Source organism: Roseivivax sp. GX 12232 (assembly GCF_021272185.1).
Classification (GTDB): domain Bacteria; phylum Pseudomonadota; class Alphaproteobacteria; order Rhodobacterales; family Rhodobacteraceae; genus Roseivivax.
In genome coordinates this window covers 96,561-106,274 of the sequence record NZ_JAJSEC010000012.1, presented here as the reverse complement: position 1 = coordinate 106,274, position 9,714 = coordinate 96,561, and the positions used below count along the sequence as shown (strand labels likewise).

Here is a 9,714-nt window from a genome sequence, read left to right as displayed (position 1 = left end):
ACGGGAGACGGGAGACGGGAGACGGGAGACGGGAGACGGGAGACGGGAGACGGGAGACGAGAGACGAGAGACGAGAGACGAGAGACGAGAGACGAGAGACGAGAGACGGGAGACGAGAACCCAGGCACCAAAGCCCAAACCCCAAAGCCCCCCGTCACCCCGCCTCGATCATCTCCTTGATCGCCCGCGCGTGCCCCGCCTCGGCCGCCAGCACGTCCGCGGCAAACCCCTCGGCGGTTGCCAGAAGCGCCTCGCCGGGGACCAGCGCGTCGATCAGGCCCCAGCCCTCGGCCTCTTCCACCGGCAGCTTCTCCCCGGCCATCAGGAGGCGCTTGGCGCGCGCGGGCCCGACCAGCGCGCGCAGCCGCGCGGGGTCCGAGGGCTGCGGCAGGAAGCCGAGCTTCATCACCGGGTAGAACAGCCGCGCCCCGGGCACCGCGAGCCGGAAGTCGCAGGCCAGCGCCATGCCCATGGCGCCGCCCGCGCAGGAGCCGTTCAGCGCCGCGATGCTGAGCCCTGGGAAATCCGCCACCGCGGCCGAGAGCCGCTCCCAGAGCGGCGATGTGGCAAGCCCGGCGCGCGCCTCGGCGATGTCGGCGCCGGCGGAGAACACCTCGCCCGCGCCGGTCAGGACCAGCACCCGCGCGCCCCGGCCCGCCTCGAGATCGGCGCGCGCCGTCTCGACCGCGGCGCAGAGCGCCTCGAGCATGGCGCCGGTCAGCGCATTGGCCTTCTCGGGCCGGTCGAGGGTCAGGACCCGCAGCCCGCCCCGGTCCTCGGCGCGGATCACGTCAGGCCGATCCGCTGGCGGATGGCGGTGTCGCGCAGCGAGACCTCGCCGCCCTTGAAGTCGTCGGCCTCCGGGCCGCACATCCACAGCAGCGCCTCGGCCACCCAGTCGGGCGGGATGTGGTCGGACCAGTCGAGCTGGCTCACCGGGTTGATGCCCGAGGCCTTGATCTCGCGCTGCATCTCGGTCGCCACCGTCCCGGGCGAGAGCGACAGCGCCCGCACGCCGACCTCGGAGTTTTCCTTGTCGGCCATGCGGGTAAGCATCAGCGCCCCGGCCTTGGAGGCGCAGTAATGCGACCAGGCCTCGACCGGGCCATGGGCGGCGCCCGAGCCGATGGTCAGCACCGTGCCCGTGCCCTGCTGGCGCATCACCGGCAAGGCCGCGCGCATGCCGTGGAAGACCCCCTTGAGGTTGATGTCGATGACATTGCCCCAGGCCTCGGGATCGGCCTCGGCCAGATGCGCGATCGGCTCGATCACCCCGGCGTTGTTCACCAGAACGTCGAGCCGTCCGAAGGTCCGCACCGTGGTCTCGACCGCCTGTTCGACCTCCCAGAAGCGCGAAATGTCGCAGGGAATGGCAATCGCCTCGGGGCCGATCTCGCCGGCGATCCGGGCGATGTGATCGGCGCCCCGGGCGGTCAGCGCGACCCGCGCCCCGGCCTTGGCAAAGCGCCGCGCGGCGGCCTCGCCGATGCCGCGGCTGGCGCCGGTGATCAATACGGTCTTGCCGGTCATGTCCATGTCGTGCCCTCCCGGGATTTCGGCTCGGGCCCAGCCGTATCGGGCGCATCCCCGACGGTCCAGCCTCTTGACCCCCGGGGGCACAGAAAGGAAGCTTGCGCGGCACGTTCTTGCTTGCTCCGGGAAGGATAGGTCCATGTCACTCAGTCGCCGCAATATTTCATCCCAGGCGCTTGCCCTGGCGCTGGTCCTGCCCGCCGCTCCGGCGCTGGCCGATGTGACCCCGACCCAGGTCTGGGAAGGCTTCCGCGATTACCTCGAAAGTTCGGGCTACAGCGTCACTGCCGATGTCACCGAGGCGGGCGGCACGCTCACCGCGGGCGGGCTCGAGGCGGTCATCACCTTCCCCGAGGACGAGGGCACGCTGACCTTCGCGGGCGGCGACATCCGCTTCGAGGACCTGGGCGACGGCACCGTGCGGGTGGCCTTCCCCGAGCGGATGCCGATCCGCATCACCGGCATGGAGGCGGAAGAGGAGGTCGCCGTCGACCTGGCCTATACCCACCGCGGGCTCGACATGGTGGTCTCGGGCGACGAAAGCGCGATGCTCTACGACTATTCCGCCGAGGCGCTGTCGATCGCGCTCGAGGAGCTGCGCGTCGACGGGGTGGCCATGCCGCCCGAGGTCGGCAGCGGCGGCTTCACCCTCGAAGGCGTCAGCGGCGACATGCGCATGGGCTCGGGCCCGGTTATGGAGCTGGCCCAGACGGTCAATGCCGAGAGCGCCAGCTACGAGATGGCGATCACCGATCCCGACACCGGCGAGAAGGTCGACCTGGCCGGGCGGATGCAGGATCTCTCGCTCACCGGCGAGGGCATGCTGCCCGAGCTTTCCGAAGGCATGAGTGGCGCCGACATGATCGCAGAGGGCCTCGAGGTGGCGGGCAGCTTTACCTACGCGGGCGGCGAGACCCGGATGTCCGGGGTCTCCGAGGGCGCACCCTTCGAGTTCACCTCGGCCTCGGGCGGCGGCAACATCGAGGTGGCGCTCTCCGAAGAAGGGCTGGGCTACCAGTTCGGCGCCGACGCGCTGGAAATCTCGGTCACCTCGGCCGAGATGCCGCTGCCGATCTCGGCCACCGCCTCCGAGGCGCGTTTCGGCATCGCGATGCCGGTCACCGCCTCGGAAGAGCCGCAGGACGTCGACATGATGCTGCGTTTCGTGGGCTTCGAGGTCACCGAGATGCTCTGGTCGATCTTCGACCCGGCAGGCAACCTGCCGCGCGATCCGGCCTCGGTGGTGCTGGATGTGACCGGCAAGGTCACGCCTTACCTCAGCCTGCTCGACCCCGCCGCCATGGAAGCGGCCGAAAGCGCCGGCGAGGTGCCGGGCGAGCTGAACGCCGTGACCATCAACGAGCTGCGCGTCGAGGCGGTCGGGGCCGAGCTGACCGGCGAGGGCGCCTTCAGTTTCGACAACAGCGACCTGGAGACCTTCGGCGGCATGCCCGCGCCCTCGGGCGAGGCGGTGCTGCGGCTCTCGGGCGCCAATGCGCTGATCGACACGCTGGTCGAGATGGGCTTCGTCTCGGCCGAGGACGCCATGGGCGCCCGCATGATGCTGTCGATGTTCGCGGTGCCGGGCGAGGGGCCGGACAGCCTGACATCGACGATCAGCGTGACCGAGGACGGGCAGGTCTCGGCCAACGGCCAGCGCATCCGGTAAGGGGAGGGCGCCGGCGGGTCCGCCCTCCGGTGCTTTCGCGCGCCGCTGTGCCTAGCGCGGCGCCTTTGTCTGCGCGTGTCGCCGCGCCTGGCGGGCCGCCTTTGCCTGCGGGTGTCGCTGCCCTGAACGGGACGCCAAGGCCTCCGCGCCGCCCCGTCTAGCGGGGCGTTTGCGCCTCCGCCTGGCCGCGCCTAGCGCGACGCGGGCGCCTCCGCGTCCAGGAGCTTCTCGAAGAAGACGTCGGGATAGGGATCCTCGTTGAAACGCGGGATCTCGGTCCAGCCGGCGTTGCGATAGAGCGCCACCGCCTCGGGCAGGGCGCTGTTGGTGTCGAGCCGGAGCCGGGTCATGCCGAGCCGCCTGGCCTCGGCCTCGATCTCGGCCATCATCCGCCCGGCGAGCCCCAGCCCGCGCGCCGCCTCGGCGACCCAGAGCCGCTTGACCTCGCCGGTTTCCGATCCGTCCCCCTTGAGCCCGCCGCAGGCCACCGGCAGCCCGTCGCAATCGGCGACATAGAAGGCCCCGCGCGGCGCGCGCAGGCTGTCGGCCTCGGGGTCGGCGGAGAGCGAGACGTCGAAGCCGCCGGGGAAGCGCCGGGCCAGCTCTCCGAAATAGGCCTCGAGGCACCAGATCGCCTCGGCGTCGCGGGGATCGGCGCGGTGGATCTCGATGCGCTCGCGCCCCAGCGTCACCGCCACGAGGTCCATGGCCTCCAATAGCTTCTCGTGGCGCGGATGCCGGGTCAGCGTCTCGGCGGCGTGCTGATCGGAGAGGCGCTCGTATTCGGCGAACTCCGCCGCGCCCTCGGCGGTCAGCTCGGCCAGCCGCCGCCGTCCGTCGGCGGGGTCCTGGGTCAGCCGCACCAGCCCCTCGGCCTCGAGCTCGCGCAGAAGCCGGCTCAGAAGCCCGGAATCGAGATCGAGGTAGCTGCGGATCACGCCGAGGTCACGGCGCCCGGTGCCGATGGCATTGAGCACCCGCGCGGGGCCAAGCGGCCGCCCGCGCCCGAGAAAGCTGTGATCGAGCACCCGCGCCTCGGCGGTGACGGCGCGGTTGAAACGGCGGATACGGGCAACGGGGTCCTGGGTCATTTCGCTGACTTTAGTCAGCTACCCGGCGCCGTCAATCCACATCCGCGCCCCCGGGGCCTCAGGTCGCGCGTAGCGCGGGCAGGCCCACCCCGGTCGACTCGAAGCCGCCGTCGGCGGCCAGCACCTGGCCGGTGATGTAAGAGGCCGCGGGCAGGCAGAGGAAGACGATGGCCTCGGCGATTTCGCGCTCGGTGCCGTAGCGGTTGAGCGGGATGGCGTCGTGATAGGCGTCGATGATCTCCTGGCTGTGCACCGCCATGGCCAGCTTGGTGCGCACCGGTCCGGGGCAGACGCAATTGGCGCGCACGCCGTGCTCGCCCAGCTCGGCGGCCTGCTGCTTGGTGAGCTGGATGATCCCCGCCTTCGAGGTGCCATAGGCGACCCGCAGGGTGGAGGCGCGCAGGCCCGAGATCGAGCCGATGTTCACGATGGCGCCGCGGCTTTCCTTGAGCGCGGGCGTGAGCGCCTGGCTGCAGAGGAAAGGCGCGTCGAGGTTGTTGGCCATGACCCGGCGCCAGCGGGCGAAGTCGGTCTCTTCGATGGGGCCGAAATCGGCGACGCCCGCGTTGTTGACCAGCGCGTCGATGCGGCCCTCGGCGGAAAGCGCCTCGCGGGTCATCCGGTCCACGGCCTCGGGGTCGGAGACATCGGCCTCGATCGCGGTGACGCCGGTCAGCTGTGCCGCCGCGCGGGACAGCTCCGGCCCGTCGCAATCGACCATGACCACGCGCCAGCCCTTTTCGAGAAACAGCGCGGTAGCAGAAAGCCCGATCCCCCTCGCCGCGCCGGTCACCAGCGCCACTGGTCTGTCGCTCATCTTGGTCCCCTCCCTCGTGATCCGGGCGGAGGCTAGGATGCGGCGGCAGGGAAGGCCAGACCCCCGGGGATGGGGTTGGGCGAAGAGAGCGGGGGGCAGGGCAGACCCTCGGGATGTGCTGCCGGGCGCGGAGATGCGGGTCAGTCCAGACCCTGCGCGTTCGACTGCTCCAAAAGACACCCGCCGGGTCGCCCCGCCCTGCGCACACCCCCGCCAGCCCCCCGACCAACCGGCCCGAACGCCCGCCATCAGCGCCCGGAGCCTGCGACGCGACGCCACGGCCTCGCTTGCACCTTGGCCATGCTGGTGTCACCTTGCGCCCAGCAACAGGCGCGAGGGCGGAATGCAGGATTACATGGGCGGCGTGGAGCTGGTCACCCCGGATGTGCCGGAAGCGGCCTGGTTCGAGGATGCCTCCGCCGCCGTCGACAGGCTGGTCGAGCTTTACGACCGCGCCACCGGCTTTCTCTGCGAGCGCTTCCAGGCCGCCATGGAAGAGGGCCACCCCGGGGTGCGCTACCGCGCCTTCTACCCCGAGGTCCGCATCCGCACGACGACCTTCGCCAAGGTCGACAGCCGGCTGTCCTTCGGCCATGTCTCGGCGCCCGGCGTGCATGCCACCAGCGTCACCCGGCCAGACCTCTTCCGCGCCTATCTCGAACAGCAGATCGGGCTGCTCCTGGAAAACCACGGCGTGCCGGTGCAGATCGGCCTTTCGGACACGCCGATGCCGGTGCATTTCGCCGTCGCCAACCGCGAGGGCGTGACCGTCCCGCAGGAGGGCGCCGCCGATTTCATCCTGCGCGACGTCTTCGACGTGCCGGATCTGACCACCACCAACGACGACATCGTCAACGGCACCGTGCCGCCGGCGCCGGACGGCACCGAGCCCCTGGCCCCCTTCACCGCGCAGCGGGTGGACTATTCGCTGGCGCGGCTCGCGCATTACACCGCGACCGACCCCGAGCACTTCCAGAACCACGTGCTGTTTACCAACTACCAGTTCTACGTGACCGAGTTCGAGGCCTATGCCCGCGCGGCGCTGGCCGATCCGTCCTCGGGCTACACGAGCTTCGTGGCCACCGGCAACGCCGAGATCACCGACCCCGAGGGCGTCCTGGCGGACAGCCCGAAGATGCCGCAGATGCCGACCTATCACCTCAAGCGGGCCAATGGCTCGGGCATCACGCTGGTCAACATCGGCATCGGCCCCTCGAACGCCAAGACCGCGACCGACCATATCGCCGTGCTGCGCCCGCATGCCTGGATCATGGTGGGCCATTGCGCGGGGCTGCGGAACTCGCAGTCGCTGGGCGATTTCGTGCTGGCCCATGCCTATCTGCGCGAGGATCGGGTGCTCGACGACGACCTGCCGGTCTGGGTGCCGATTCCGGCGCTGGCGGAAATCCAGACCTCTCTGGAAGAGGCCGTGGCCGTCGAAACCGAGCTCAAGGGCTACGATCTGAAGCGGATCATGCGCACCGGGACGGTGGCGAGCGTGGATAATCGCAACTGGGAGTTGCGCGACAAGGCGGGCCCGGTGCAGCGGCTCTCGCAGTCCCGCGCGATCGCGCTCGACATGGAAAGCGCGACCATCGCGGCCAATGGATTCCGCTTCCGCGTGCCCTATGGAACGCTGCTCTGCGTTTCGGATAAACCCTTGCACGGAGAGCTAAAATTGCCGGGGATGGCCTCGGATTTCTACAAGACCCAGGTGGCCCGTCACCTGCGCATCGGGATCCGCGCCATGGAGGTGCTGCGCGAGATGCCTCTGGCCCGGATTCACAGCCGAAAGTTGCGCAGCTTCGAGGAAACCGCTTTCCTTTGACGGGGGGGGAGGCTTAAAAAGTGCTTGTTTTACTGGGTAAAACGACCGCTAATTGTTGTGTTTGAACCCTAGATAATGTTCACTTAAACGAAGATACCCCAAAAGTGGGACTGTGAAGGAGACAGGAATGGCCAAGCCGATGACCAAGAGCCAGCTCGTGACCGCGCTGGCAGACGAAATGGGCAGCGACAAGAAAACCGCGTCGGGTGCTCTGGACTCCCTCGTCGCGATCATCACGCGCGAAGTCTCCGGCGGCGGCGCCGTGACCCTGCCGGGCGTCGGCAAGATCTACTGCCGCGAGCGCCCCGAGCGCATGGTGCGCAACCCCGCCACCGGCGAGCAGTTCAAGAAGGACGCCGACAAGCAGGTCAAGATGACCATCGCGAAGGCGCTCAAGGACAGCGTGAACGACTGATCCGCGGCACGCGCCCTTCCAGGGGCGCGACGCAAGGACTTTGGAGAAATGGGCCGCATCCCCGGATGCGGCCCATTTCTTTTGCCGCGCGGGCGCGGGTGGGCGTGGAAACTCTGTTTCGAGTTTGGAGACGATGGGGCGCGGTGCGGCGCGCCTTTGGGCGGCCTTTCGCGTGCCGGGCGAGCGCGGGGCGTGGGCGTCATGGCCCTCAGAGGCGCGGCTGAGAGCGGTCGGGCAGGGGCCGCGGTCGGGGCGAGCGCGTGCCAATGGCGAGCGTGAGAAATCCCGCGTTTCGCGCGCAATCCAGCTTCCCTGAAGCCGCAAAATCCCGCTCCGCGCCCTCACCCCCGGAACACTTTTCGCGCGAATGTGTTGGACCTTATACACCAAAAACCGCCGGGCCGCCTGGCGCGGGCCGGAGCCTTCGACCTCCGCACAGGGAGCATGCCGTGGAAGAACTCGCCCGCCGTTTCGGCCTTCGAACCGACCCCGTCATTTTCTTTTATTCGGCGATCTGCATGGTCGTCTTCGCGCTGGTGCTGATCGCCGCGCCCGAGACCATCGGCGATGCCTTCGCTACCGCGCGGGCCTGGATCGTCACGCATCTCGGCTGGTTCTTCATCCTCGGCGTGAACGTCTGGCTGGGCTTCCTGATCTGGGTCTCCTCGAGCCGCTTCGGCCATATCCGCCTTGGCGGTCGCACGGCGCGGCCCGCCTATAGCAACGTCTCCTGGTTCACCATGCTCTTCGCCGGCGGCATCGGCACAGTCCTGATGTTCTGGGGCGTGGCCGAGCCGATGAGCCATTTCGCCAATCCGCCGCTGCCGGGCGTCGAGCCCAATTCCGTCGAGGCGGCGCAGGATGCGATCTCCATCGCGCTCTACCACCTGGGCCTGCACACCTGGACGATCTTCACCCTGCCGGGGCTGGCCTTCGCCTATTTCATCTACCGCTACGACCTGCCGGTGCGGGTGAGCTCGGTCTTCTACCCGCTCCTGCGCGAGGGCATCCACGGGCCGGTGGGCAAGACCATCGACGTGGTGGCGATCCTCGGCACGCTCTTCGGCGTCGCGGTCTCGCTGGGCCTCGGGTCGAGCCAGGTCGCGGCGGGCCTGAACGAGCTGATGGGCACCGGCGACGGGCCGGTGGTGCAGATCATCGTCATCGCGGTGCTGACCGGCGTCGCGGTCCTGTCGATCGTCGCGGGCCTCGACAGCGGGGTGAAGTTCCTCTCCAACGTCAACATCGGCATGGCGGTCCTGCTGATGATCTTCGTGCTGCTGGCCGGCTCGACGCTCTTCCTCTTGCGCGGCATCGTCGAGACGGCGGGGCTCTACCTGTCGAACCTGCCGCGGCTGGCCTTCTGGAACGACATGCTGGCCGACCAGAACCCCGCGACCGACGCCTGGGGCTGGCAGGGCAGCTGGACGGTCTTCTACTGGGCGTGGACGGTGACCTGGTCGCCCTTCATGGGGCTGTTCGTGGCGCGGATCTCCTACGGGCGCACGATCCGCGAGTTCGTCATGGGCGTGCTGCTCGCGCCCTCGCTCTTCACGCTGATCTGGTTCGCAATCTTCGGCTGGCAGGCCATGGGCTTCGACGGCATCGGCCCGGAGGCCCGCGCGGCGCTGGGCGACCAGGCGGGCGCGCTGAGCGCGGCGGTCTCGGAATCGATCCCGCTGGCGATGTTCGCCTTCTTCGAAAACTTCCCCTTCACCACCTTCCTGCAGGGCTTCGGGGTGATCATCGTGGCGATCTTCTTCGCCACCTCCTCGGATTCGGCCTCGCTGGTGGTGGACATGCTCTGCACCGGCAAGGCCGAGGCCGGCCCGGTGCAGCAGCGCCTGTTCTGGGGCATCGCCGAGGGCACCATCGCGATCCTGCTGATCGTGCTGGCGGGGCAGGCGGGCCTGACCGCGCTGCAGCAGGTGATCACCGTGGTCGGCCTGCCGGTCTTCTGCCTGATCTTCATGATGATCCCGGCGCTGATCCTGGGGCTCATGGCCGAGGATATCGACTACATCACCGTCGGCCCGCGCCCGCAGCCCTCGGACCTGCACGCCGAGGAAGACGCGGTGTCGAGCTACGACACCCCGCGCCCCGCCCGCGCTCAGGCGAACCCAGCGGAATAGGGGGGCGTCTGAGGTGACGGCGCACGCCGGTCCGCTGGGGAGGAGGCGGGCCGGCGTTTTTTGTTTTGGGGCTGGGCTTGGTTGCCGGGGCAGGGCAGGGAGGTCGAGGTCGAGGTCGAGGTCGAGGTCGAGGTCGCCGTCGCGGTCGAGGTTCAGGTCCCGGTGCAGGTCGAAGTCTAGCGAGAGACGAGCGCCGGTCCTGCCGGATGGTCAGCGCGCGTCACAGGGC

General features: G+C 69.2%; 8 protein-coding genes. 4 read left to right on the top strand and 4 right to left on the bottom strand.

What is annotated here, in order from left to right; translation table 11 throughout:
- Nucleotides 1–154: 154 nt before the first annotated feature.
- Both LR948_RS17265 and LR948_RS17260 read right to left on the bottom strand, forming a co-directional pair.
- Nucleotides 155–790, bottom strand: coding sequence for an enoyl-CoA hydratase/isomerase family protein (locus tag LR948_RS17265; RefSeq protein WP_232755334.1), 636 nt, complete (start codon nt 788–790; stop codon nt 155–157).
- Nucleotides 787–1,536 (bottom strand): SDR family oxidoreductase, encoded by a 750-nt coding sequence (locus LR948_RS17260; protein ID WP_232755333.1) that lies wholly within the window; start codon nt 1,534–1,536, stop codon nt 787–789. The genes LR948_RS17265 and LR948_RS17260 overlap by 4 nt, the downstream gene beginning before the upstream one ends.
- 136 nt (nt 1,537–1,672) lie before the next feature.
- On the opposite strand from LR948_RS17260, the gene LR948_RS17255 reads away from it, so the two are divergent.
- The gene (locus LR948_RS17255) at nt 1,673–3,202 is read left to right on the top strand and encodes a DUF2125 domain-containing protein (protein WP_232755332.1); all 1,530 of its coding nucleotides are present in this window, start codon (nt 1,673–1,675) and stop codon (nt 3,200–3,202) included.
- Nucleotides 3,203–3,393: 191 nt separating this feature from the next.
- Here LR948_RS17255 and LR948_RS17250 read toward each other — a convergent pair whose 3' ends face one another.
- Both LR948_RS17250 and LR948_RS17245 read right to left on the bottom strand, forming a co-directional pair.
- On the bottom strand, nt 3,394–4,293 hold the full coding sequence (locus LR948_RS17250) for a GNAT family N-acetyltransferase (RefSeq protein WP_232755331.1): 900 nt from the start codon (nt 4,291–4,293) through the stop codon (nt 3,394–3,396).
- A 58-nt stretch (nt 4,294–4,351) separates the two neighbouring features.
- Complete coding sequence (locus tag LR948_RS17245; protein ID WP_232755330.1) at nt 4,352–5,110, bottom strand: SDR family NAD(P)-dependent oxidoreductase; 759 nt, start codon at nt 5,108–5,110, stop codon at nt 4,352–4,354.
- A gap of 343 nt (nt 5,111–5,453) precedes the next feature.
- Between LR948_RS17245 and LR948_RS17240 the strand changes: the two genes are divergently transcribed.
- The 3 genes from LR948_RS17240 to LR948_RS17230 all read left to right on the top strand — a co-directional run bounded on the left by LR948_RS17240 (nt 5,454) and on the right by LR948_RS17230 (nt 9,485).
- Nucleotides 5,454–6,938, top strand: coding sequence for an AMP nucleosidase (locus tag LR948_RS17240; RefSeq protein ID WP_232755329.1), 1,485 nt, complete (start codon nt 5,454–5,456; stop codon nt 6,936–6,938).
- A 127-nt stretch (nt 6,939–7,065) separates the two neighbouring features.
- A complete protein-coding gene (locus tag LR948_RS17235; RefSeq protein WP_232755328.1) occupies nt 7,066–7,353 on the top strand; it encodes an HU family DNA-binding protein in 288 nt (95 codons plus the stop codon).
- A gap of 449 nt (nt 7,354–7,802) precedes the next feature.
- A complete protein-coding gene (locus LR948_RS17230; RefSeq protein WP_232755327.1) occupies nt 7,803–9,485 on the top strand; it encodes a BCCT family transporter in 1,683 nt (560 codons plus the stop codon).
- Nucleotides 9,486–9,714 lie beyond the last annotated feature (229 nt).